This is a genomic window from Pseudomonas sp. Pme6b (genome assembly GCF_058129925.1).
Genome location: NZ_CM176704.1, coordinates 2853533 through 2876510 on the forward strand (window position 1 = coordinate 2853533; position 22978 = coordinate 2876510).

General features: G+C 56.7%; 21 protein-coding genes and 2 pseudogenes. 16 read left to right on the top strand and 7 right to left on the bottom strand.

The annotated features are described in order from the left end of the window. The first annotated feature begins 244 nt into the window (after positions 1-244). Positions 245-1552, top strand: a complete 1308-nt coding sequence (locus tag AC4ANE_RS12945; RefSeq protein WP_161938286.1) for an Nramp family divalent metal transporter — start codon at positions 245-247, stop codon at positions 1550-1552. Positions 1553-1613: 61 nt separating this feature from the next. After that, the gene (locus tag AC4ANE_RS12950) at positions 1614-3065 is read left to right on the top strand and encodes an MFS transporter (RefSeq protein WP_002553812.1); all 1452 of its coding nucleotides are present in this window, start codon (positions 1614-1616) and stop codon (positions 3063-3065) included. Between the two features lie 8 nt (positions 3066-3073). Here the strand turns inward: AC4ANE_RS12950 and AC4ANE_RS12955 are convergent, their stop codons facing one another. The 3 genes from AC4ANE_RS12955 to AC4ANE_RS12965 all read right to left on the bottom strand — a co-directional run bounded on the left by AC4ANE_RS12955 (position 3074) and on the right by AC4ANE_RS12965 (position 4186). Further along, positions 3074-3271 carry a hypothetical protein gene (locus tag AC4ANE_RS12955; RefSeq protein ID WP_002553811.1) on the bottom strand — a complete coding sequence of 66 codons (198 nt, stop codon included), beginning with the start codon at positions 3269-3271 and terminating at the stop codon, positions 3074-3076. A gap of 159 nt (positions 3272-3430) precedes the next feature. Continuing rightward, positions 3431-3634, bottom strand: a complete 204-nt coding sequence (locus AC4ANE_RS12960; RefSeq protein WP_002553810.1) for a hypothetical protein — start codon at positions 3632-3634, stop codon at positions 3431-3433. A 63-nt stretch (positions 3635-3697) separates the two neighbouring features. Next, positions 3698-4186, bottom strand: a complete 489-nt coding sequence (locus tag AC4ANE_RS12965; RefSeq protein WP_031596179.1) for a DUF3828 domain-containing protein — start codon at positions 4184-4186, stop codon at positions 3698-3700. A 198-nt stretch (positions 4187-4384) separates the two neighbouring features. Here AC4ANE_RS12965 and AC4ANE_RS12970 point away from each other — a divergent pair, with 198 nt between their 5' ends. Continuing rightward, the gene (locus AC4ANE_RS12970; RefSeq protein ID WP_004667690.1) at positions 4385-4969 is read left to right on the top strand and encodes a LysE family translocator; all 585 of its coding nucleotides are present in this window, start codon (positions 4385-4387) and stop codon (positions 4967-4969) included. A 9-nt stretch (positions 4970-4978) separates the two neighbouring features. Here AC4ANE_RS12970 and AC4ANE_RS12975 read toward each other — a convergent pair whose 3' ends face one another. The 3 genes from AC4ANE_RS12975 to AC4ANE_RS12985 form a co-directional block, all read right to left on the bottom strand. Next, positions 4979-5812: an AraC family transcriptional regulator gene (locus tag AC4ANE_RS12975; RefSeq protein ID WP_031596177.1), complete on the bottom strand. Its 834-nt coding sequence runs from the start codon at positions 5810-5812 to the stop codon at positions 4979-4981. Positions 5813-5995: 183 nt separating this feature from the next. Beyond that, positions 5996-6301, bottom strand: coding sequence for an RcnB family protein (locus AC4ANE_RS12980; protein ID WP_002553806.1), 306 nt, complete (start codon positions 6299-6301; stop codon positions 5996-5998). Between the two features lie 97 nt (positions 6302-6398). Beyond that, positions 6399-7256 carry an SDR family oxidoreductase gene (locus AC4ANE_RS12985; protein ID WP_002553805.1) on the bottom strand — a complete coding sequence of 286 codons (858 nt, stop codon included), beginning with the start codon at positions 7254-7256 and terminating at the stop codon, positions 6399-6401. 88 nt (positions 7257-7344) lie between these two features. On the opposite strand from AC4ANE_RS12985, the gene AC4ANE_RS12990 reads away from it, so the two are divergent. The 13 genes and pseudogenes from AC4ANE_RS12990 (at position 7345) to AC4ANE_RS13050 (ending at position 21716) form a co-directional block, all read left to right on the top strand. Further along, positions 7345-7773, top strand: a complete 429-nt coding sequence (locus tag AC4ANE_RS12990; protein ID WP_002553804.1) for a winged helix-turn-helix transcriptional regulator — start codon at positions 7345-7347, stop codon at positions 7771-7773. Positions 7774-7911: 138 nt separating this feature from the next. Next, positions 7912-9801, top strand: coding sequence for a penicillin-binding protein 2 (mrdA, locus tag AC4ANE_RS12995; RefSeq protein WP_002553803.1), 1890 nt, complete (start codon positions 7912-7914; stop codon positions 9799-9801). A gap of 151 nt (positions 9802-9952) precedes the next feature. Further along, positions 9953-11671, top strand: a complete 1719-nt coding sequence (gene poxB, locus AC4ANE_RS13000) for a ubiquinone-dependent pyruvate dehydrogenase (protein ID WP_002553802.1) — start codon at positions 9953-9955, stop codon at positions 11669-11671. 372 nt (positions 11672-12043) lie between these two features. Next, positions 12044-14005 carry a methyl-accepting chemotaxis protein gene (locus AC4ANE_RS13005; protein WP_002553801.1) on the top strand — a complete coding sequence of 654 codons (1962 nt, stop codon included), beginning with the start codon at positions 12044-12046 and terminating at the stop codon, positions 14003-14005. 188 nt (positions 14006-14193) lie between these two features. Then, positions 14194-14616, top strand: a complete 423-nt coding sequence (locus tag AC4ANE_RS13010; protein ID WP_002553800.1) for a type II secretion system protein — start codon at positions 14194-14196, stop codon at positions 14614-14616. Continuing rightward, positions 14613-15335 carry a general secretion pathway protein GspK gene (locus tag AC4ANE_RS13015; protein WP_044423844.1) on the top strand — a complete coding sequence of 241 codons (723 nt, stop codon included), beginning with the start codon at positions 14613-14615 and terminating at the stop codon, positions 15333-15335. The genes AC4ANE_RS13010 and AC4ANE_RS13015 overlap by 4 nt, the downstream gene beginning before the upstream one ends. An 85-nt stretch (positions 15336-15420) precedes the next feature. Then, positions 15421-15808 (top strand): annotated as a pseudogene (locus AC4ANE_RS13020) (chemotaxis protein); the annotation flags it as partial. After that, positions 15801-17051: pseudogene (locus AC4ANE_RS13025) on the top strand (RHS repeat-associated core domain-containing protein); the annotation flags it as partial. The pseudogenes AC4ANE_RS13020 and AC4ANE_RS13025, both read left to right, overlap by 8 nt. 427 nt (positions 17052-17478) lie before the next feature. Further along, positions 17479-17766 (top strand): hypothetical protein, encoded by a 288-nt coding sequence (locus AC4ANE_RS13030; protein WP_031597223.1) that lies wholly within the window; start codon positions 17479-17481, stop codon positions 17764-17766. Between the two features lie 341 nt (positions 17767-18107). Continuing rightward, positions 18108-19448: a DUF6531 domain-containing protein gene (locus tag AC4ANE_RS13035; RefSeq protein WP_460408966.1), complete on the top strand. Its 1341-nt coding sequence runs from the start codon at positions 18108-18110 to the stop codon at positions 19446-19448. 656 nt (positions 19449-20104) lie between these two features. Then, entirely contained in the window at positions 20105-20422 is a 318-nt protein-coding gene (locus AC4ANE_RS13040) for a hypothetical protein (protein ID WP_002553795.1), read from the top strand. 224 nt (positions 20423-20646) lie between these two features. Beyond that, positions 20647-21165 carry a chalcone isomerase family protein gene (locus AC4ANE_RS13045; RefSeq protein ID WP_002553794.1) on the top strand — a complete coding sequence of 173 codons (519 nt, stop codon included), beginning with the start codon at positions 20647-20649 and terminating at the stop codon, positions 21163-21165. A 17-nt stretch (positions 21166-21182) separates the two neighbouring features. After that, positions 21183-21716, top strand: coding sequence for a DUF3833 domain-containing protein (locus tag AC4ANE_RS13050; protein WP_002553793.1), 534 nt, complete (start codon positions 21183-21185; stop codon positions 21714-21716). Between the two features lie 39 nt (positions 21717-21755). On the opposite strand, the gene moaA is transcribed toward AC4ANE_RS13050, so the two are convergent. Further along, positions 21756-22754 carry a GTP 3',8-cyclase MoaA gene (gene moaA, locus AC4ANE_RS13055; protein ID WP_002553792.1) on the bottom strand — a complete coding sequence of 333 codons (999 nt, stop codon included), beginning with the start codon at positions 22752-22754 and terminating at the stop codon, positions 21756-21758. Between the last annotated feature and the right edge of the window lie 224 nt (positions 22755-22978).

The following is a 22978-nucleotide window of genomic DNA, read 5'->3' on the forward strand; positions in this document are numbered from 1 at the left end:
GCGGTTAATGGCCCCTAAAAGATTAATAATTGTTTAGTTGGTGCGGTTTTTGAGTGTTTATACCGGTTGGGTCGGGCTGTACACCGTTGAAATAGCTTGTGATTAGCAATGCAGCGCCAGCCTCAAAGACCAGCAAGCGTCAAAACAGCAGGCATGAAGCCTCCAATGATGTATCAACATGTGTCGCAAAACCTTAGGATGAGGGTCTTGATTTTCTGCCTGTCGGGTTCCCGTGACGTACAAACTGCCCACCACTGCAACAGCCCCTTTCTGCCCATCGGCGACCACCGACAGCGTGACCATCCCGCCGAACGCATCCTTGCTACGCAAGATGATGCTGTTCGTGGGGCCAGGCCTGCTGGTTTCCATCGGTTACATGGACCCCGGCAACTGGGCGACGGCTATCGAGGCCGGTTCACGCTTTGGTTATTCATTGTTGTTTGTGGTGGTGCTCGCCAGTCTGTCGGGAATGGTCTTGCAAAACCTTTGTTCCCGCCTTGGCATCGCCACCGGGCGTGATCTGGCGCAGTTGTCTGCTGCCCGCTACAGCCGTAATGTCGCCAAAGGCCAGTGGCTGCTGGCAGAGCTGTCGATCATCGCCACCGATCTGGCAGAGGTGCTGGGGGCGGCGTTGGCGTTTCATCTGTTGCTGGGCGTGTCGATAACCACCGGTGTAGCGTTGACCGCTTTCGATACCCTGATCGTGCTGGCCTTGCAGGGCGCCAATTTCCGGCGTCTGGAAGCTATCGTGCTGGGGTTGATTGCAACCATTGCCAGTTGTTTTGCCATCGAGCTGTTTCTGATCAAGCCATTCTGGCCGGATGTGGTGGCGGGCCTGAAACCGAGCTGGGATGTACTGAGCAGCCAGGAGCCGCTGTATATCGCCATCGGTATTCTGGGTGCCACGGTCATGCCGCATAACCTTTATCTGCATTCGTCAGTGGTGCAGACCCGGGTCAATGGTGCTGACCTGGCCAGCAAGGCCACTGCCATTCGCTACGCCCGGCTGGACACTATCGGTTCGCTGAGCCTTGCGCTACTGATCAATGCGGCGATTCTGATCCTCGCGGCTGCGGCGTTTCACAAGACCGGGCATACCGAAGTGGTCGAGATTCAGGACGCTTATCACCTGCTTGATCCATTGGTCGGCGGTGCCATTGCCAGCGTGCTCTTCGGCGTCGCCTTGCTGGCGGCAGGGCAAAGTTCGACGTTCACGGGAACCATCGCCGGGCAGGTGGTGCTCGAAGGCTTTCTGCAGGCCAAAATTCCTTGCTGGCAGCGGCGCTTGATTACTCGCGCACTGGCACTGATTCCGGCGCTGATCGGCGTTATCTGGCTGGGTGACAGTTCGGTCGGCAAGATGCTGGTGCTCAGCCAGGTGGTGCTGAGCCTGCAACTGCCGTTTGCGCTCTGGCCGCTGATTCGCTTTACCAGTGATCCGCAGTTGATGGGGCCGTTCGTCAATAGTCGGTTGGTCAAGATTGCCGCCTGGGGTCTGTTCGGTCTGATCTCGGCGGCCAATCTGACGCTGCTGTGGTTCTGGGTGAGCTGAACTTGATCGCCGTAAGTCACTCTCAAACCTGACACCAATGTTCGCTGTCAGGGAGCCGGAAATGACCACAACCGATGAAACGGGTGCAGTGTTCGAAACCGATTTGCCGGCCCGTCTGGACCGCTTACCCTGGGGGCGGTTTCACACCTTGCTGGTTGTGGCGCTGGGTATCACCTGGTTGCTCGATGGCCTGGAAGTGACCCTTGCAGGCTCGGTGGCTGGCGCCCTGAAAGCCAGTCCGGCGCTCAACCTGACCAACAGTGACGTGGGCCTGGCGGGTGCCGCGTATATCGCCGGTGCCGTACTCGGCGCATTATTTTTTGGCTGGCTGGCGGACCGTCTCGGGCGTCGCAAACTGTTCTTCATCACCTTGCTGCTGTACGTCGGCGCCACGGCTGCCACGGCGTTTTCATTCAGCGTCTGGAGCTTCATGCTGTTCCGCTTTCTGACCGGCATGGGTATCGGTGGCGAGTACACCGCAATCAATTCGACAATCCAGGAATTTACCCTGGCACGTTACCGGGGATGGGTCGACCTGACCATCAATGGCACGTTCTGGCTGGGTGCTGCGCTGGGCGCGATTGGCTCGATTGTGTTGCTCGATCCGCAATGGGTAGGTGCCGAACTGGGCTGGCGCCTGTGTTTCGGGATCGGTGCGGTATTGGGCCTGCTGGTGCTGCTGATGCGTCTGTGGCTGCCGGAGAGCCCGCGCTGGCTGTTGATTCACGGCCAGGCCGCGCAGGCGAAAAAGATCGTTGAACAGATAGAGGCCGATTTGCAGCGCCAGGGCCATGTGCTGCCTCCCGTGCAGGGCAAACCCTTGCGCCTGCACGTGCGCGACCACACGCCGCTGGGGGAGGTTGCCAGAACCTTGCTGGTGACGTTTCGCCAGCGATCGCTGGTTGGCCTGACGCTGCTGACGGCGCAGGCTTTTTTCTACAATGCGATTTTCTTCACTTACGCGTTGGTATTGACCGACTTCTATGGCGTGCCGTCCGAGCGCGTCGGTTGGTATGTGTTGCCGCTGGCGCTGGGTAATTTCTGCGGTCCGCTGCTGCTGGGCAGGTTGTTTGACGTGGTGGGGCGGCGTGTCATGATCAGCCTGACCTATGGTGTGTCAGGCGTGCTGTTGGCGATCAGTGGCTATATGTTCGAGCAAGGTCTGCTGGACGTAACCCAGCAGGCCATTGCCTGGATGGTGATTTTCTTCTTTGCTTCGGCAGCGGCCAGCTCGGCCTACCTGACAGTGGCCGAAACCTTTCCGCTGGAAATCCGCGCATTGGCGATTGCAGTGTTCTACGCCTTCGGTACGGGGCTGGGCGGGATGATAGGCCCTACGTTGTTTGGTGAGTTGATAGAAACCGGCGAACGCAGCAATGTGCTGATCGGCTATCTGATCGGGGCAGGGTTGATGATGTTCGCGGCGCTGGTTCAGTCGATATGGGGCGCGGCTGCCGAGCGCAAGTCTCTGGAGGAAGTAGCGAGGCCGCTGTCGCAGGCCGGGGAAAGGTAAATGGTCAGTTACCGGAACACGCCACGAAGGCCATCGACTGACGCACGCAAGCCGACGATCCGTTCGCTGACTTCCTGCGCTTCATGCGGGCGAGAAGTACGCTCCAGGTACAAAAGATGTCCGGCAAGATTGGCCGAGACGCGTTCAAGGTCGTCGGCGGTGCGCCTGACGTAGGCCTGGATGTCTTTCAGTTGTTCGACTTGCACGGATGGTTCCCCTATAGGTCGCATCCGAGCGCACTAAATGACTAAATGAATGGGGGCTGTGATGAACCCCCTCAATCTAATTATCGACCGCTACAGTAGCTTTCTTTAGCGTCGCAGGTAAATAAACAGGTAATAAATTTTTGCCCGCTGCCGCCCCGCCTAATCGTCTTCCTGATCGTCATGTTCCGAGTAGGAATCCAACAACTCGGCCAATGCCAGGGTACGGTCCAGCCCGCTGCGGCTGGACATGATTTCGGCCACTGCCTGCGTGGCGGCAATTCTGGCAGCTTCGCGTTCGGCATCGGTGTTATTGGGCGTGGCGGCCTGCGCAGCCTCAATAATCGATTGCTCAAAGGTATTCATGGTGCTCGCTCGTGAAATTCAAGTGCCTGTGATACCGAGAATGACGGATTGTTTCAAGGCCGATCAATCACCTTCGTAAGGAAATTCCTCCAGGGTCTGCATCAGTGCGACACCCTGCGGCCCTTGAAGATTGTCCAGCACCCAGCAACTGCTGGCATTTTTAGTCAACAACAGACGAGTGGTCTGGCTGGTGACCGGCTGCTGCGGGGCGTCTTTGTAGCCCAGGTTGTAGGTCATCTCGACCACCGCCTGCTTGTCGGAATTGGACACCAGCGTCCAGTCGATGGGCTTCTGCACATCGCCATCCTGCGCGTCGGTCCAGGGGTTGGCGCTGACTGCGCACTGATCACCGTTCTGACAGGCCCAGTCTTTTTTCAGCAAGCCCAGCAAAGGCTTGGACAGGTAATCAGCCGAGCCTTTGCCACTGAGGTAGAAGTCCTGATGCTTTTCGTAGACCCAGCGCGCTGTATCGACCGGGGTCGCGGCGGGGCAGGCGGCCTGGGCCGTTGATGAAAGCAGGCAGGCGAAGGCAATGGCGACGGTTCTGGACATGGAGCAGGCTCGCAGAGAAGGTGGCAGTGAGGTTACAGACTGAGAACATTGCATTTGTAAGGCATGCGGACAAAAAAGCAATGGTTTTAGGTGAAGCGGATGGCTGGAATAATATTGTGAGCAATTTCCTTCAATACGCTGTTCATTGCCGTCATTACCTTGAGCGGGTCATTTCTGATCATGTTCAAGGGGTGTTCCATGACTATGCTGATTTCCATGGCTGCGTTTGCACTGGCTTCGTCCATCACGCCGGGACCGGTCAACATTGTGGCGTTTAGTGCCGGTGCGCGCTATGGGGTCTGGCCGGGCATGCGCCACGTGCTGGGTGCAACGCTGGGCTTTACCCTATTGCTGCTGCTCATCGGTTTTGGCCTGTACGAAACCTTGCAGCAATGGCCATTTCTGACCCGAATCATTCAATGGTCCGGCGTGGCATTTCTGCTGTATATGGCGTTCCGGCTTGCAACCGACAACGGTCAACTGAGCCTGGGCGATAAGGCAGTCGGTCCTTCGATGATACAAGGGGCGGTCATGCAATGGCTCAACCCCAAGGCATGGCTGGCATCGATAGCAGGCATGGGTGTTTTTGTTGCCAATGGCGAGGCCACGTTGATCTGGCAATTCGCAACCATCTATTGTGTGGTGTGTTACCTGTCACTGGGTTGCTGGGTCTTTGCCGGGAGTTTTCTGAGCAACTATTTGTGCAGCGCGGCAAGCGTGCGTGTTTTCAACCGGATCATGGCGCTGTTATTGGCTGGCTGTGCGTTGTATCTGTTGATCTGACCCGTGCAATCACAACCGATACTGCCCCGGTGTCGCTGCCAGGTGTTTTTTAAACTCACGCTGAAAATGCGCTTGATCGGCAAAGCCGGTTTCCTGCGCAACGTCGGCAATCATCTTGCCGCTTTTCAACTGTGTTTGGGCGTGCTGGATACGGCGGTTGAGCAAGTAGGCATGCGGCGTCAGGTGATAACGCTGCTCGAACGAGCGAATCAGGTATGACGCTGAGAGATTGGCTGCAGCACAGATGTCGGCGAGTTTGATGGGTCGGGTGAAGTTGTCGTTGATGTACTCAGCGGCGCGCGTGACTCGGGGGGAGAGTTGGAGGGGCGGCGCTGGCGCAGCATCAAATGTCTCCAGCGTCAGGGTGAAGAACGCTACCGCCGTGCAATGTTTTTGCAGCGTATCGGCTTTTGCGTCGGTCAGGGTCTGGTACAGCGCCGTCAATTTACCGAACAGTAGCGGATCGCTAGTGTGCGTATAGGGCAGGGGTTGAAAGCCGGATTCAGCGTTCAGCCCTATATCCTGCTGTATGTCGCCTAGCCAATGGCTGTCCACATAAAGCATCAGGTACGACCACGGCTGATTGTTGATCGGGTTGCAGGCATGCACATCTCCGGGGTTCATCAGGACCGCGGTGCCTGCCGTTACGCGCTGTGAGCTCTTTTCGTGCAAATAGGTGCTTTGCCCAGCGGTAATCGCGCCGATGGAAAAAGTCTCATGCGAATGCGGGGCATAGCAGACCAGCCGGCCATCTTCTACCGAGCGCGCCTCAATGAAAGGCAGACACTCATCGCGCCAGAAAAAGGGGGTTGCGGTCGAGTCGCTGGAGTGGATGGTGCTCATGCTGATATCCCGTCGGCAGAGCACCGAGGGTAGCTGAACTCATGTGCCAGCGCGATGCCGATGTGTCGCATTGCGTTAAAAAGCACCGGCTAGTGCAAATGCTCTGCGTCGGCATGCGTGTCGTGACGAGCTGCGTCACTCAGGCATGCTCACGCAGAGCATAAAAAGCGAAGCGCGTAAGCCTTACTTCTTCACCGGCACGATGTCCATAATCTGACCATTGACCTTCTGGAAACGCACGTACTTGTCGTTAATCTTTACCCATTCGCTTTCCTTGGCGGGTGTTTCCAGGCCTTTACTTTTCCAGTCCTTCACTTCCAGGTCGCTGCGGCGATATTTTTCCGGAACGCGGGAGCCTACTTCCAGCTCATGGGCGTTGTCCTTGGATTCGGTGACTTTCGGGTCCGCCGTCTCTGCGTGAGCGGGCAGGGTGACGGCGGAGAAGCAGCCGAGCAAGGTCATGCAGGCGATCAACGATTTGCTATTCATGTAAAGACTCCCAGTCTTTGGTATCAGGCGATGGCTTAATGCCTCGTAACAACTGGGACCCTCACGTTTGCAAATCATTCGATCGGGTTTGCCGCGCTTAGCCTTGCAGGGTCTGGGCGATGGTTGCAGAGAGCCTGGTGGTCGGACGGCCGATCAGTGCGCTCAACTGGTGACTGTCATCGAACAGCGCGCCTTTGGCTGCGGCCGCGTCGGAATCAGCCAGCAACTGCGCAACGAAGTCTGGCAAGCCTGCCTGGATCAGCGCGGCTTTGAATTCGGCTTGCGGCAGGTTGACGTAAGGCAGAGTCTTGCCGGCCTGCTTTGAAAGCTCGGCAGCGAACTCAGCAAGTGTGTAGGAATCGTCACCAGCCAGCTCGTACACGCGACCGCTCTGATCCTCGCCGGAGGTCAGCAGCACCGCCGCAGCTTCAGCGTAATCGAGGCGCGACGCCGAACTGATGCGGCCCTCGTCGGCACAGCCCATGACCGCGCCATGGCCCAGCGCGCCGGGAATGCCTGCTGTGTAGTTTTCGGTGTACCAGCCATTGCGCAGCAGGACATAAGGCAGCCTGCTGTCGCGCAGGTAATCTTCGGTTTCGCGGTGCTCTCTGGCCAGGCCCAGTGCCGAGGCGTCTGCATGCAGAACACTGGTGTAAGCCAGCAGTTTGACCCCGACGCGTTTCGCCGCATCAATCACGGCCTTGTGCTGCGGCAGGCGCTGGCCCACTTCGCTGGACGAAATCAGCAGCACTTTGTCGGCACCGGCAAACGCGCTGTCCAGCGTCGACGGCTGCGAATAGTCGGCATGACGAACTTGAATGCCCTTTGCCGAGAGGTCACTGGCCTTTTCCGGGCTGCGGACTGCGGCAATGATCTGCCCGGCAGGTACACGAGTGAGCAGCTGTTCAATGACGATACGGCCAAGCTGGCCAGTGGCACCGGTGACAACGATCATGGAAGGATTCCTTGAATCAGGTTGAAAGGAAGCGCCAGCATAGTCATCATGCTTACCTTTCGTAAGTACGCACAAAAAGGTAAGCGTCATGAGTGAATCTGCCTCGCGTCCACAGTCTGAAACGGTCGAGTCCATGCTGGCCTTCGTTCGTCAGGGGCAGGTACTGGCCACTGATTGCCCTTCACGGATTGTGCTCAACCATGTTTGCAGCCGTTGGGGCGTGCTGGTGCTGGTGGTTTTGCGCGGCGGCATGCATCGTTTCAGCGAGGTGCGGCGCAAAATTGGCGGGGTCAGCGAGAAAATGCTCGCGCAAACCCGGCAGCACCTGGAGCAGGACGGCTTCGTCAGCCGCAAGTCACTGCCGGTGGTGCCGCCGCATGTTCAATACCGGCTGACCCCGATGGGCGAAGAAGTCGCCTTGCAGGTTGAAACACTCGTTACCTGGATCGAGACCAATCTGCCGCGCATTATGCAGGCCCGTGAAGCGTCGAATACGCTGCAGATCACGCCCGAATGAGTCTTTTCTGACAGATTTTTCATCCTGCGATTGTCGGCTTGATCGCCTGCAATCAGCCGCTTCTTGGTATGGTGCGCGCCGAAATCTTTATATACACGTTTAGTTGCGCCGTTTGCCCTTCACCGAGAAGCTGTAGAAATGCCCAATCCAATTCCCCTGAAAGACCACGAAAAAGAGACGCGGCTGGTCAATCAGCGCCTGATTGCCTGCGCGGTGCTGGTCGGCCTGCTGGCTGCCTGTCTGGTCGCGCGCATGTATTTCCTGCAAGTCACCGAGTTCGACTATCACTCGACCATTTCCGAAAACAACCGTGTTCACGTGCTGCCGATCCCGCCCGAGCGCGGTTTGATCTTTGACCGCAATGGCGAAGTGCTCGCTGACAATCGCCCCAGTTTCAACCTGACCCTGACCCGTGAGCGCGCCGGTGACTGGCACAAGGTGATCGATGAACTGATGACCCTGCTGGAGTTGCCCGACGAAGACCGGATTCTGTTCGACAAGGAACTGAAACAGGTTCGCCACCCGTTCGAGCCCGCAACACTGCTGTATGAGCTGACCGAGGAGCAGATCGCCATACTGGCGGTCAATCAGTACCTGCTACCGGGCGTGGATGTGGCAGCGCAGTTCGTTCGTCACTACCCGTTGGGCGCGCATTTTGCTCATTCGATTGGCTATGTCGGGCGTATCAACGAAAAAGAAGCGTCGCATCTCGACAACGAATATCGCGGCACTCAATCCATCGGCAAGACCGGTATCGAGCGCTTCTACGAATCCGAGCTGCACGGCCACGTAGGCTACGAAGAGGTCGAAACCAACGCCCAGGGGCGCGTGCTGCGGGTGCTGAAACATACTGACCCGGTGCCGGGCAAGAACATCACCCTCACGCTGGACGCGCATTTGCAGGCCGCAGCGGAAAACGCTCTGGGTGATCGACGTGGTTCGGTGGTTGCGCTGGACCCGGAAACCGGCGAAGTGCTGGCGATGGTCAGCAAACCAAGCTTCGACCCCAACCTGTTCGTCACCGGCATCAGCTTCAAGCAGTACGCTGCGCTGCGCGATTCCATTGACCGGCCGCTGTTCAACCGGGTGCTGCGTGGCCTTTACGCACCGGGCTCGACGGTCAAGCCGGAGGTGGCGATTGCCGGTCTCGACAGCGGTGTGGTCACAGCCTCGACCAAGGTCTTCGACCCCGGTTATTTCCAGCTGCCGGACTTCGACCACAAATACCGTAACTGGAACCACAGCGGCGATGGCTGGGTGGACATGGACACGGCGATCATGCGTTCCAATGACACCTATTTCTACACGGTGGCGCACAAGCTCGGCATCGACCGTCTGCACGATTACATGACCATGTTCGGTATCGGCCAGAAGGTGTCGCTGGACATGTTCGAGGAGTCTGCAGGACTTATGCCGTCCCGCGAATGGAAGCGGGCCACGCGTCGTCAGGCTTGGTTCCCGGGCGAAACGGTGATTCTCGGCATTGGCCAGGGCTACATGCAGGTCACGCCATTGCAACTGGCTCAGGCAACGTCACTGATTGCCAGCAAAGGCGTCTGGCATCGACCGCACCTGGCGATGGAAGTAGGCCACGACGTGCCGCTTGATGAGCACCCGATGCCAAACATCGTGCTGCGCGATCCCAATGAATGGAATCAGGTCAACACCGGCATGCAGATGGTCATGCACGATCCGCGCGGCATTGCGCGCGATGCCGCCAAGGGCGCGCAGTACCGCATCGCTGGCAAAAGCGGTACGGCGCAGGTGGTGGCGATCAAGCAGGGTGAGCGTTACAACCGTCTGAAGACGCTGGAGCGTAACCGTGACAACGCCTTGTTCGTCGGCTTCGCGCCAGCCGATCATCCGAAGATCGTGGTGTCGGTGACCATCGAGAACGGCGAAGCGGGCGGTCGAGTCGCGGGTCCTGTGGTCCGGGAAATTCTCGATGCCTGGCTGCTCGACAGCGAGGGCAAGCTCAAACCGCAATACGCAGTCCCTGCCAAGGCGCCGGGCAACCCGCACGCCTGAATTGTTTGCCAATGCAAACTGTCTGACCGAGCCCTGAACAGGGCTCAGGTTTTCTGAACTGTCGAGAATTCATCGGGTCGACCACAACAGGCGTAGCAGAGCGCTGCGCGCGTTTTACCGAATTCATTATTGCCTCGACAAGGAACCCCTAATGTCCAAGACCATCGCCGACCATCTTGCGCAAACCCTCGCAGCGGCAGGTGTTTCCCACATCTGGGGGGTGTCCGGTGACAGCCTCAACGGCCTGACCGACAGCCTGGAACGCACCGATTCGATTCGCTGGATGCACACCCGTCATGAAGAAGTCGCAGCCTTCGCCGCCGGTGCCCAGGCGGCATCCAGCGGCAAGCTGGCGGTCTGTGCAGGCAGCTGCGGACCGGGCAACCTGCACCTGATCAATGGCCTGTACGACTGCCATCGCAACCGCGTGCCGGTGCTGGCAATTGCTGCGCACATTCCTTCCTCGGAAATCGGCCTGGATTACTTTCAGGAAACCCACCCGCAGGAGCTGTTCAAGGAGTGCAGCCACTTCGTCGAACTGGTCAGCAACCCCGAGCAATTCCCCCGTGTGCTGGAACGTGCCATGCGCGCGGCGATCAGCCAGAAAGGTGTTGCCGTCATCGTCTTGCCCGGCGATGTAGCGCTCAGCGAATCCCCTGATGTAGCAGCGAAATGGATTGAGCCCACGCCGCCAGCTGTCGTCCCGGCAGACAACGACTTGCAGTCGATGGCCGACATGCTCAACGACTCGAAAGCCGTGACCTTGCTGTGCGGTGCAGGCTGTGCAGGTGCTCACGAGCAGATTCTTGCACTGGCCGATACGCTGGGCGCCCCCATTGTTCATGCCTTGCGTGGCAAGCAGCACGTTGAATACGACAACCCGTTCGACGTCGGCATGACCGGCCTGATCGGCTTCAGCTCCGGCTATCACGCCATGCTGTCCTGCGACACGCTGGTGATTCTCGGCAGCAGCTTCCCATATCGGAATTTCTACCCGGAAAAAGCCAACATCATCCAGATCGACCTCGACCCTACACAGTTGGGTCGCCGCACGCCGGTGGCGCTCGGTCTGGTCGGCGGGGTACGGGAAACCCTCGACGCATTGCAGCCAAAACTCAAGCCGCACGCCGACCGCCGCTTCCTCGACAAGGCCCTCAAGCACTACGCCAAGGCCCGTGAAGAGCTGGACGAACTGGCCACGCCTACGCCAGACGGCACGCCTATTCACCCGCAATACCTCACTCGATTGGTCGACGAGCAAGCGGACGCTGATGCAATCTTTACCGTCGATGTAGGCACGCCAACGCTGTGGGCCGCACGCTACCTGCACATGAACGGCAAGCGCAGTCTGCTCGGCTCGTTCAACCACGGCTCGATGGCCAACGCTTTGCCACAAGCTCTGGGGGCCAAGGCCGAACATCCGGATCGTCAGGTGGTGGCGTTGTGTGGCGATGGTGGCCTGTCGATGTTGTTGGGAGATCTGCTGAGCATCCGCCAACTGAACCTGCCGATCAAAATGGTGGTGTTCAACAACAGCTCGCTGGGCTTTGTCGATATGGAAATGAAAGCCAGTGGCTACGTGCCGCACGGCACCGACCTGCATGAAACCAATTTCGCCGGGATTGCCTTGGGCGCAGGCATTCTCGGCCTGCGTGTCGAGGATGCCGAAGAGTTGCCTGCCGCCTTGCGCAAGGCGTTCGATCATCCCGGTCCGGTGCTGATCGACGTGGTCACTGCCAAGCAGGAGCTGGGCATCCCGCCGAAAATCAAGCTGGCCCAGGCCAAGGGCTTCAGCCTGTACATGATGCGCGCGATCATGAGCGGGCGGGGCAGTGAGGTGCTGGAGCTGGCGAAAACCAACCTGCGTTAATCAATTATAAAAACGTATGGGTTTAATAGAAAAAAGTTGCAACTTCTCTCTATCGAGATTGTCATCGCTGTTACAGGTGACGCTCTCGGTGTTTTATATTTATCTTCTCATCATGACCGCCCCAGGCGGTCATTTCTTTGCGGATCCAAACTTCTCACGCCCTCTGCTTTATCAAGTTCGCTATTTGAATTAACAAATCCAAATAGTGGGTAAAGCTTCCCGGAAGGCAGCCGAGACAGTGATACGGAAGCAAGACCGGCTACGGCAGGCTGATAAACCAATAGTCCCTGGCGACAAAAAAACGTCGACGAATACAGAACGTTACGCCCTGGATAGCCTTTATAGAAAAGTCTGCACGTCATGAGGTCTGCAATGCTTAGAAATGCTCCTTTGAGTATGAAACTGCTGCTTATTTTAATATTCCCCCTATTGGGCTTCCTGGCCTTTGCAGGTTTGTTCGTCGCTGACAAAAGCGAAAACCTCGGTGACATGAGGCGAGCAGTAACAGCCACCGCAGTTGCACAGAAACTGAGCAACGTGGTCACTACCATCCAGCGCGAGCGCGGTGCCAGCGGCGTGTTTCTGGGCAGCGGCGGCAAGCCCATGCAGGACAAATTGAAGACCTTCCGTCAGGAAACCGACAAGGCGATAAGCGAGATGCGTGCCCAGTCGACCGACGGTATTCCCGGTCCGGACAAAGTCTACCGTGCACTGGATGACCTGACTGCGTTGCGCCTCAAGATCGATACGCTGGGGATCAACAACACCGAGTCCTCTACGCGCTTCACCGACGTTATCAAAACACTTGTCGGGTTCTCCTATTCGCTGGAGGCGAGTATCGAAGATCCGCAAATACTGCGTGGCCTGAGTTCGCTCAACCAGTTCATCGACATGAAGGAACGTGCCGGTCGCGAGCGCGTGCTGCTGGTCCAGGCATTCAACCAGAACCGCTTTGACGCGCCCCTGTTGTCACGCTTCAGTCGTAACCTCGGAGAGTTCTCCGGTTACCTCGAAGCGTTTCAACGCTGGTCCCCTGAAGTATTCAAGACCAAACTCAATGACGTCATGCAGCAGCCGGGCTCGCTGGAAGTGGCGCGCTTGCAACGCCTGGGTTTCGATACCCCGATGGGTGATCCGCTCAACGTCAATCCGGAAGACTGGTTCAACCTTGCCACCGTACGTATCGACATGATGGCTCAGGTAGAAGCAGAGCTTGGCCAGAACGTGGTCGGCCTGGCAACGGATGCGCGCAGCTCTGCTCAAAGCAGCCTGTATGTGGCGGTTGCTACTGTCGTCCTGATGCTGATCGTAGTGCTGTGGCTGGCGTCGGTCATCATCCGCAACATCAAGGTCGCAGTTGTCGATGTGAACCGCACATTGATGGCACTTTCCACCCGCGACCTGACCGCGCGGACCGGCTATATCGGCAAGGATGAGTTTGGCGAGATCTCACGCAATCTTGACAACATGGCGCATCAGATCAGTGAGGTTATCAGCGAAATCGGCAGCGCCACGGCGCAGGTTGCCACCGCTGCCGAGCAGTCCTCCGCAGTGGCGTTGCAAACCAATCAGAACGTGGCGCAACAACGCCAGGGTACCGATCAGGTCGCTACTGCCATCAGCGAGATGAGCGCCACGGTAAAGGATGTAGCGCGCAGCACCACCGACGCGGCCGAGATGTCGCAACGCGTCAACAACAGCACCGTGCAGGGCAAGACCGAAATCGACAACACCATCGGCCTGATTCAGGAGCTCTCGGTGCAGGCTGAAGAGACTTCGCGGATCATCGACGAGCTCAAGGGCGAGAGCAACTCGATCTCCTCGGTGCTCGATGTCATTCGTGGCGTCGCCGACCAGACCAACCTGCTGGCGCTCAACGCAGCCATCGAGGCTGCACGTGCCGGCGAGCAGGGGCGTGGTTTTGCGGTGGTTGCCGACGAAGTACGCAATCTGGCCAAGAAGACTCAGGACTCTACCGTCAGCATCCAGAAAATGATCGCCAACCTGCAGTCCGGCTCGGAACGCGCAGCAGCGTCGATGCAGGAAACCCTGGGCAAGGCGCAGGAGGGTGCCAGCAACGTCGTACGCGCTGGTGAACTGCTGGAAGAGATCGCCGAAGGCATCGCGACCATCAGCGACCGCAACATCCAGGTCGCTTCGGCCGCTGAAGAGCAAAGCCTGGTGGCCGAAGAGATCCACCGCAACGTCGACGACATCAACTCGCTGGTCATCCAGGTGAGTGCCGGTGCCGAGCAGACAGCGGTCACGAGTCGTGAACTGGCCAGGCTTGCTGAGCAGCAGCAGGGGCTGGTGGGACGGTTTAAAGTGAGCTGACGATAAGGGGGTTGTTGGGTGTTCAGAGGCCTGGGAGCGTTAGCTCTCGGGCTTTTTTGTAGTGGTTGTCGGGCGGCAGGAATTCGAGTGGCAGTTCTTGTGCGACGGCTTGGCTCGGCATACTTTCGGAACTCAAAGAAAATAGCATCGTCCTGAAGGGCCCTACCGCGACCCCGAGGCTGAACCGCATGTGTGAGAGCCGAGCCGACGCCGCACGCCACCAGCGTGGGTTCACTTTGCTGGAGATGCTTGCCGCATTGACCCTTATGGCCATTTGCAGCACGGTCCTGCTGGTCGCCTTCGGCCAGAGTGTGCATTCCCTGTCGCAGGCCGAGCAGAGCGACCGCCTGACCGAAGCCGCCATGAGCGTGATGGATCAGGAAGCAGTAGGGCCGTTGGCTGACGGTATCCGCCAGGGCAGTCTGGGTGGCGGTATCAACTGGCAACTGAGCGTCGCCCGGCAACCGACACGTCAAGGCCAACTGCGCCTGTTTCGCCTGGACCTGACGGTAAGCGACGCCCGGCATCAGGCGCGTTTCAGTACCTTGAGACTGCGTCCGGCGACTGATCAGGTGCACCTGTTAATCCCCAACGATGGCGTGTGTGCATGATGCCGCAGCGTGGCATTGCATTGCTGGTGGTGCTTTGGGTCATGGCCTTGCTCAGCCTGCTGCTGGGGTCACTGGCCGGCTGGGTGCAACTGGAAAATCGCCAGGCGCTGCATCTTCGCCAGCACAGCCAGGCACTGCTGGCCGCAGAGGTTGGCGTCGAGCTGGCGGTGCAGGCCCTGGCTGACCCTGTGCAGCGCAAAAAGTGGGTCGCCGACGCACGTGAAATAGCCCTGAAATTCGACGACACGCAGCTCTACGTCAGCCTGCACAGCGAGAACGGCAAGCTCTACCTGAACAACGCTCAAGCGGAAGACTTTTCCCGTCTGGCAATGGCGTGCGGCGCGAGTCAGGCGCAAGCCAGTCAAATAGCCGGTGAACTCGAAGTTCGGCGAAATCACGGCCAGCCGCCATTTCGCTTGCTTGAAGAAGTTCGGCAACTGCCGAGCATGACGCAAGCGCTGTACAGCAGGCTGTTGCCTGAAATCACGCTGTGGAGCGGCTTCGACCGACCTGATCCGGCCTTCGCAAGCCCGCTGATGCGCATGGCACTCAATCTGCCAACAGGAAACGCGGTGGGCGTCGATCCTGGGGAGGTGCTGGTGATCGAGAGCCGCGCGCAGAGGGCAGAGGGGTCTATGGCGCGGCTGCAGGTGACGGTGTTGTTGAATTCGATGGAGGGGCGAGGCAAGGCCTATACGGTGTTGCGGTGGGAGGAGTGAGGCAGGATTGCAGCAGAGCGTCATATCTATGGACGCAGGCTAAGCAAGAGCCTTGGCCCCAGCAATATCTGCCTGAGGCTGTGACGAGCTCAAGGGCGAGAGCAACGCCATTTCCTCGGTATTGGGTGTCATCCGAGGCGTCGCCGATCAGACCAACTTGCAGTTCTGCTCCGAACGCGCTGCCGCGTCCATGCAGGAAACCCTGGGCATTGCGCAGGAGGGTGCCAGCAACGTCGTACGCGCTGGCGAACTGCTGGAAGAAATCGCCGAAGGCATCGCGAACATCAGTGACCGCAATATTCAGGTCGCTTCGGCCGCTGAAGAGCAAAGCCTGGTGGCCGATAGAGATCCACCGCAACGTTAATGACATCAACTCACTGGTCATTAAGGTGAGTGCCGGTGCAGAGCAGACAGCAGTCAGGAGTCGTGAACTGGCCAGGTTTGCTGAGCAGCAGGGGCTGGTGGGGCGTTAACAGCGGCGACTATTACGAAACGCTGAATTACGGTTATGACGCTGCCCGTAATCTGGTGCAAATCGGCTATCCATCAAGTATCAACCTGACCTACACCCGCAATAGCGCGGCACAGGTAACAGGCGTCAAGCTGGCAATTGGCAACAAGACGGCGACACTGGCAAGCAACATTTCCTACCAGCCATTCGGCCCAGTCAATTCGCTGACCTGGGGCAACGGTATCCTGCTGTCGAGAACCTATGACCAGGATTATCAACTGACCCAGCAGCAGGTCGGTAACTGGCAGACGACTTATCGTTACGACGCTGACAGCAACATTTCCGAAACGGCCACCAGCCTGTGGGGCGCGGTCCAGTATGAATATGATGCGCTGGGCCGTCTGACTCAGGAGCAAACCAACAGCGTCAAAAAGGCTTACAGCTTCGACGCCACAGGCAACAGGACTCAGCGTACCACCACCAATCTGACCACAAGCGATGCCACTGAGACTCAGTCGTTAAACTATGCCAGAGACAGTAACCGGCTTACCAGCATCAATGGCTCCACACTGCCTGTGGACGCTGCGGGTAACCACACGCAGATCAATGGCCGTCGATTCACCTACGACAGCCAAGGCCGTCTGAGCGAGGTTTATCAGGCAAACATCTACAAAATTGCCGACTACAAGTACAACGCGTTAGGCCAACGAATCATCAAGCGCGCTTACGTGATGGGAAGCCAGGCGTTGGCGGGTACAACCACCTACCTGTATGATCCAAACGGCAAACTGATCGGCCAAACCTTCTATGACGGAAACGGCCAGAAAACCAGCGGTCAATACTGGTTCTGGCTGGACAACATGCCACTGGCACAGTTGACGGCCAACTTCTCCACGCTGGGCGAGGTAAGCAGCAGCAAACTGATCTACCTGCATGTCGATCACCTGAACACGCCAAGACTGGCGACAGACAGCACCCAGGCACTGCTGTGGCGATGGAACAGCGATGCGTATGGTGTCGGCTCACCCGAGGAGGATGTGGACGGTGATGGCAAGGCTACAAGCATCGCGCTGCGGTTTCCGGGACAGATTTACGATGCACAAACGCAGCTAAGCTATAACTATTATCGGGATTACAATCCGGATACCGGGCGTTATGTGCAGAGTGACCCGATTGGGTTGGGTGGTGGGCTCAACACCTTCGGATACGTGCTTGGCAACCCGCTGAAATATACCGACCCTAAAGGACTCAATCCTTTAGCACTGTGTTTCGTTCCTGGTATCGGTTGGGCAGCGTGTACAGCTACGGCAGAAGCAGCGGCTTCTGCTTGTGCTGCCATAGGCACCGCTGTAACGGGAGCCCTGTTGGGAGGGTTTTTTGCAGAAGAATTCCCCAATAGTGGCGACAAGGATGCAAGTACCCCGACGGGTCAACGAGGAAGTCCTATTGATGTTGAGTCTGGTACAAATGAGCCTACTGAAATAGATGGCCGCGAATACTCAGGACATGCGTTGGATCGTATGCAGGGGCGAGGTGTGCCCCCGTCAGCAGTTGAAGATGCAATCCAGAATGGTAAGTCATCTTCGGGTAATACTCCAGGAACTACCGTCCACGTTGGTTCGAACGGCGTCACGGTAGTCACTAACAGCGGTGGTAGAGTAATCAACGTTATCCCTAAGTAAGGATCTAATGATGAATGAGTTTCTTGATCGCCAAGTCTCTGTATTGCATCGTCTTGTGAGCGATTACCGTGACGGTGTGCTCAATTTAAATAGTCTTATTCAAGGGGTTGAAGGTGTTAGGGCGATAATCGATTCCGAAGAATGGGCAGAAGCTGTATTTCCGCTGATTTCTTTGATGGAAGAAATAAATGGAGTTACTCTTGATGCTGGGCGTCATTTGACTGTAGATGAGAAAAAATTGATAGACAGTTCGCTGATTGAACTCGATGCGATAATTTCACGTCTAAGTTTATTTTGATCGTCAGTTTTTATGGCTGCGTTTTACTGTGTCTGCAGATTTAAATGCGCTAACTGCCTTTGTGCTGGTTGTTGGTTTTGCTATAATTATTTTAGTTTTTCAGAGCGTGGATATAATAAAAAAGGATGCATCACGGGTTTTAAGTTGTATATAAGCATTATTTTTCTTGTCGCAGCGTCGCAGCGTCGCAGCGTCGCAGCGTCGCAGCGTCGCAGCGTCGCAGCGTCGCAGCGTCGGACGCGGCTGCAGATGAATATCAGTGGACTTTTAAAAATATAAATTTTTTTCCGCCGGCTGAAGCAGCATGTCGAGACACTGTGTTGCGACAGCTAGAGTTTAGTATGACTATAGTCGAGGAAAATACTATATCGATTGCTAATATTTATTACCCTGTTAATTATTCTGTAAAGGCTGTTGCGGGGTGCCGGTTTTCTTTTAGGATGAAGCCGGACCTTAGCGTGCTTTATTCTACTGAAAACTATACTGTTTTTCGGGTTGGTGATGGCTGTGCTAATGGCCTCGAATACAATCCCACAACTGGAACGTGCGGCGTAGATAAAATGCAAGGTTTGCCCGCAAAAAATGACTGGGTGGGTAACCCTATCTTGCCTGCATCGGGTAACAAGTTCGAGTATGAAAAAGATTACGTTCATTCATCGGGTCTGGCTTTTGGGCGATTCTACAATAGCCTGGATGGCTCTTGGAGGCATAGTTATTCCGCTCACTTAAATATAACCAGTGAAAGTGAGTATGTAAGTTTCGTTAGTGCGGACGGAAAAGCCATTTTCTATAAGTTGTCTGAAGGCGTGTACGTCGATGATTCTGGCAATCGTAGTCTGGTCAGGCTGGAGGCTGGATGGGAGTACAGGAGCCCAGCTAATACAGTTTATCAATTTGACCTTGCAGGTCGGTTAACGTCGGTAACTGAGGCCGGTAGTATTCAATACACGCTGGCCTACGCTGGTCGGGAGGTGAAAGTCATTGCATTAAATGGTCAAGTATTGACGTTTACGGAGGACGCAAGACATCAGCCTTTGAGTTTCAGCTCTGAGGGAGTAATCATCAACTATAAGTACGATGCCAATCTTCATCTGACTGAGGTAGAGCGTGTTCAGAATGGAGTGACAGCCCGCAGGCATTACCATTACGAAGACCCCCGAAACACTGGTTTGCTCACTGGCATCACAGACGAGCGCGGGGGCCGGTTTGCAACGTGGTCCTACGACGAGAAGGGGAGAGCAGTCAGTAGCCAGCACAGCGATGGTGCAGGCCTCACTCAGGTTGCTTACAACACAGACGGCTCCAGCACGGTCACAAACGAATTGGGCAAAACCACCATTTATCATTATCAACAGATCGGTGGCATCAAGCGTGTCATATCCGTTGAAGGCGAGCCATCTGCAAATTGCCCTGCTAGCAACTCCACCTATACGTATGACGAGCGCGGTCTGATGCTGACCAAGACCGATGCGAAAGGCCTGGTGACTACCTACACCTACGATGATCGCGGTCTTGAGGTCAGTCGTACCGAAGCAAGTGGCACACCAGTCGCTCGTACCATTACAACGGAGTGGGACCCAGCGCGATTTCTACCTGTCAAAACTGTCGATGACCAGCGGATCACTTCTTATCGTTATGATGACCAAGGGAGAGAAATCAGTCGGCAGTCTGTCGCTCGGTAGTTTTATTCTATGTGCGCGCTGTCGGGAATTTGTAGGTTGCGAAGGGTATTTCAAGCGGGCGGCGCTCAGGTAGAGCTGATCATGAAGCTTGGCGGACGCAGAGCGCCCAGAACTGCACGCCAACGCGCATTGGCACGATAATCGTCGACCCCAATCATGACCCTCCAGTCACCATTTCACCTAACCCCCCGCCCCGCATACGATTATGTAGTGACTAAAAATAATCACTACATAATCGTTGACGTACCCGTTTTCCTTTTGCATTATGCAGCTGTCTCCCCGATCGGGAGCGCTGCAAAAGTGTACTGAACAGGCTCGGCAAGCCGTCGAGATGTTCCCGGATGTAGGCTGCCCACAAGGCAGATTGATGGAGCTGAACTGGCATTTGTCGTCGATAAGGGCGAGAAGCTGGCGAAACGTCCTCATGATGCTTGTAATGGATCGATTGCCGATCCTGGGCCAGGTCTTTGGGTTTCGTGACTTCTTCTCTCTACGCTGATGCCGCTGTGTAGCGGCTCTTCATCAAGGCTACCTGCATGTCCTTGAGGGGCTGGAGCGACATTCGACCAACACTTACGTGTGTTGCATTGATGACGCTCTGGCGCATGAACTTGATGTATCAATTATTGAACGGTCTACGAGCGAAGGAGCATCACATGAATATCAACAAGCAACCGACTATTGATGAACTGGCTCGTCTGTTTGCAGCATGCAAAGACACGCTGGACAACCACATCGTATGGATTGCCGATTCGGGTGAAGTCCATGTCGACGCCATGTCGCCATTCACCCAGGAAGACGAATTCCGTGACGCTCATCCACAGATGCGCACTGCGCTGAAGATGTTTCGCCGCGGTCAGGGTTATGTCGGCAAAAAAGCGGCTGCCGACCGCACGTATGTGGAAAATACGCTGCAGGCGCTGAAAAGCGAATGGCAAAAGAGCCGTCTGCAGGCACACTCTCAGGTCGCCTGAATTCAAGGTGCGATAAGTATTGAGCCCTGAAGCCTGTTCCCGAACCTGATCGGGAACAGGCTTTTTTATTTTCAGCGCCCGAAAGGGTAATTGCCTTATTGGTTGTACAAAGTGTTTTTGCTGGTATAGATTCCGGCCATGAGTCAGTTATCTGGCTTCTCTCATTCCCGGCCTGCCGATGCTTTCATGGCAGCGCCTGCACCTGACCTACACAGAGGTTGCCGATGCGTGCGCCACGATGGCTATGGTTGGTGATGTTGCTCAGCGCTGGCGCTTCGGCGGATTGGCGGGAGGCATTGCCCAATGCCCAGGTTGTCGGTGGCGGTGATCTCAGCCTGTTCGGCTTTCGTGTCTACACGGCCAGGTTGCTTAGTCCCGCCAAACCCTTTGTAGCGAGTGCGCCGCTGGCTCTTGAGCTGACTTACCATCGCGATATTGACCGCGAAGATCTGGTCGATGCCAGTATCGATGAGATCAAGCGTATTTCCGGGTCGAAGGTGAACGATCAGCAACTGGCGCAATGGCGTCAGCAAATGAACCAGTCATTTGTCGATGTTAAGCCGGGCATGAAGATTACCGGGGTTTACCTGCCCGGCCGCGAAGCGCGTTTCTATGTCGGCGACAAACTCCAGCATGTCGTGCCCGACAGTGAGTTCGCCAAGGCTTTCTTTTCCATCTGGCTTGACCCGAAAACCCGTAACCCCGAGCTGCGTGAGCAGTTGCTCGGCAGTACCGGCTCATGACCCATCAAGGAGGGCGCATGCTGAGAAAGTGGATGTTGATGTTGTTTGCGGGGCTTGTACTGAGCGGCTGCGGCGGTGTGCCGGTAACCCGTTACAGTCAGGAAGAGCCCAAGCTCGATCTGCGCCAGTACTTCACCGGGCGTGTCGAGGCCTGGGGAATGTTTCAAAAGCGCTCCGGTGAAGTCACCAAGCGCTTTACCGTGGTGATCGACGGGCACAGTGAAGGCGAAGTGCTGGTCATGCACGAGGCCTTCAGCTACAGCGATGGCACCAAGCAGGTTCGGGAGTGGCGTTTGCGTCCCGATGGTCCGGGACGCTGGAAGGGCACGGCAGGTGACGTGGTTGGCGAGGCCTATGGCGAAGTGTCAGGCAACAGCTTCCACTGGAACTATGTGCTCAGGTTGCCGGTGGACGGCACCGAGTATGACGTCAGCCTGGATGACTGGATGTACCTGATCGACAAGCAGACCATGGCCAATCGTTCGTCGATGACCAAGCTGGGTGTCGAAGTCGGGCAGATCACCTTGTTCTTTCGCAAGGCCGGCAAATAAATAACGCCTCGTATGAGGCGTTATCCTTCAGGGCGGCTGTCAGCCGCCCGTCATATTCATGAAGCGCACCACCTGCACGCCATCGTCGTGGGTGAAGTTGTGGCTCCACGGCTTGATTTGCATGGCATCGATGATGGCTTTTTCGAGTTTCTCAGGCTGACCGGGATTGGCGCGCAGTACCGCTTTCAAGTCCACGGAGTGCTCGTTGCCCAGGCACAGCAGCAAGCGGCCTTCGACCGTCAGGCGCACGCGATTGCAGGTGCCGCAGAAGTTATGACTGTGCGGTGAGATGAAGCCAATGCGAATGCCCGGCGCTTCAGCCAGACGCCAGTAGCGCGACGGCCCCTGAGTCGAGTCGGTGGAAGGCACCAGCGTGTAACGTTCGGCAATGCGCTCGCGAACCTGATCGCTGGAGTAGAAGGACTCGGCACGGCTGTGCTCGCTGATGATGCCCAGCGGCATCTCTTCGATGAACGAGACATCCAGATTGCGATCGATGGCGAACGCCAGCAGGTCGTTGATCTCGTGATCATTGCGACCATGCATTACCACGCAGTTGAGCTTGGTGTGCACAAAACCGGCAGCATTGGCGGCGTCGATACCGGCAATGACCTTGTGCAGATCACCCGTGCGGGTCAGCTCGCGAAAACGTTGCGGGTCGAGGCTGTCCAGGCTGATGTTCAGACGGGTGACGCCGGCCTTGAACAGCGGGGCGGCCAGTTTGTCCAGTTGTGAACCGTTGGTGGTCATGCACAGTTCACGCAGGCCGGGCAGGGCGGCGATCTTTTCACACAGACCCACGACACCCGAGCGTACCAGTGGCTCACCACCGGTGAGACGAATTTTGCGTGTACCCAGCGCCACGAAGCGCTCGGCTACCTGAAGGATTTCCTCCAGCGAAAGAATCTGTTGCCGAGGCAAAAACGTCATCTCTTCGGCCATGCAGTACACGCAGCGGAAATCGCACCGGTCGGTGACCGACATGCGCAGATAATCGACTTTACGTGCAAAGCGGTCCATCAGGACGGGTTCTGACATTTCACCTTCTAAATGATCGAGAGAGCTGTATTCCAGGTTTGGAGGCCAGCGTGCTACAGGGGTTCAGCTCTTTTGCAAGGTGCAGCATCCGGGCCTTTGCGCAGGCTGGCAAAGTGCCCAAGCCTGCCCACATATTAGCTGCACGCCTCAAGCTTTGCACTGGCGGCTATGCACCTGCTACATGGCCGCCACGCTACCGAGTCGAAATGCCGCAGTCCAATTGC

Excerpts from the sequence above, each read along its gene's own strand:
- AC4ANE_RS12950 (WP_002553812.1), top strand. The coding sequence starts at position 1,614 with ATGACCACAACCGATGAAACGGGTGCAGTGTTCGAAACCGATTTGCCG.
- AC4ANE_RS12960 (WP_002553810.1), bottom strand. The coding sequence starts at position 3,634 with ATGAATACCTTTGAGCAATCGATTATTGAGGCTGCGCAGGCCGCCACG.
- AC4ANE_RS12965 (WP_031596179.1), bottom strand. The coding sequence starts at position 4,186 with ATGTCCAGAACCGTCGCCATTGCCTTCGCCTGCCTGCTTTCATCAACG.
- AC4ANE_RS12970 (WP_004667690.1), top strand. The coding sequence starts at position 4,385 with ATGACTATGCTGATTTCCATGGCTGCGTTTGCACTGGCTTCGTCCATC.
- AC4ANE_RS12975 (WP_031596177.1), bottom strand. The coding sequence starts at position 5,812 with ATGAGCACCATCCACTCCAGCGACTCGACCGCAACCCCCTTTTTCTGG.
- AC4ANE_RS12980 (WP_002553806.1), bottom strand. The coding sequence starts at position 6,301 with ATGAATAGCAAATCGTTGATCGCCTGCATGACCTTGCTCGGCTGCTTC.
- AC4ANE_RS12985 (WP_002553805.1), bottom strand. The coding sequence starts at position 7,256 with ATGATCGTTGTCACCGGTGCCACTGGCCAGCTTGGCCGTATCGTCATT.
- AC4ANE_RS12990 (WP_002553804.1), top strand. The coding sequence starts at position 7,345 with ATGAGTGAATCTGCCTCGCGTCCACAGTCTGAAACGGTCGAGTCCATG.
- mrdA (WP_002553803.1), top strand. The coding sequence starts at position 7,912 with ATGCCCAATCCAATTCCCCTGAAAGACCACGAAAAAGAGACGCGGCTG.
- poxB (WP_002553802.1), top strand. The coding sequence starts at position 9,953 with ATGTCCAAGACCATCGCCGACCATCTTGCGCAAACCCTCGCAGCGGCA.
- AC4ANE_RS13005 (WP_002553801.1), top strand. The coding sequence starts at position 12,044 with ATGCTTAGAAATGCTCCTTTGAGTATGAAACTGCTGCTTATTTTAATA.
- AC4ANE_RS13010 (WP_002553800.1), top strand. The coding sequence starts at position 14,194 with ATGTGTGAGAGCCGAGCCGACGCCGCACGCCACCAGCGTGGGTTCACT.
- AC4ANE_RS13015 (WP_044423844.1), top strand. The coding sequence starts at position 14,613 with ATGATGCCGCAGCGTGGCATTGCATTGCTGGTGGTGCTTTGGGTCATG.
- AC4ANE_RS13030 (WP_031597223.1), top strand. The coding sequence starts at position 17,479 with ATGAATGAGTTTCTTGATCGCCAAGTCTCTGTATTGCATCGTCTTGTG.
- AC4ANE_RS13035 (WP_460408966.1), top strand. The coding sequence starts at position 18,108 with ATGACTATAGTCGAGGAAAATACTATATCGATTGCTAATATTTATTAC.
- AC4ANE_RS13040 (WP_002553795.1), top strand. The coding sequence starts at position 20,105 with ATGAATATCAACAAGCAACCGACTATTGATGAACTGGCTCGTCTGTTT.
- AC4ANE_RS13045 (WP_002553794.1), top strand. The coding sequence starts at position 20,647 with ATGCGTGCGCCACGATGGCTATGGTTGGTGATGTTGCTCAGCGCTGGC.
- AC4ANE_RS13050 (WP_002553793.1), top strand. The coding sequence starts at position 21,183 with ATGCTGAGAAAGTGGATGTTGATGTTGTTTGCGGGGCTTGTACTGAGC.
- moaA (WP_002553792.1), bottom strand. The coding sequence starts at position 22,754 with ATGTCAGAACCCGTCCTGATGGACCGCTTTGCACGTAAAGTCGATTAT.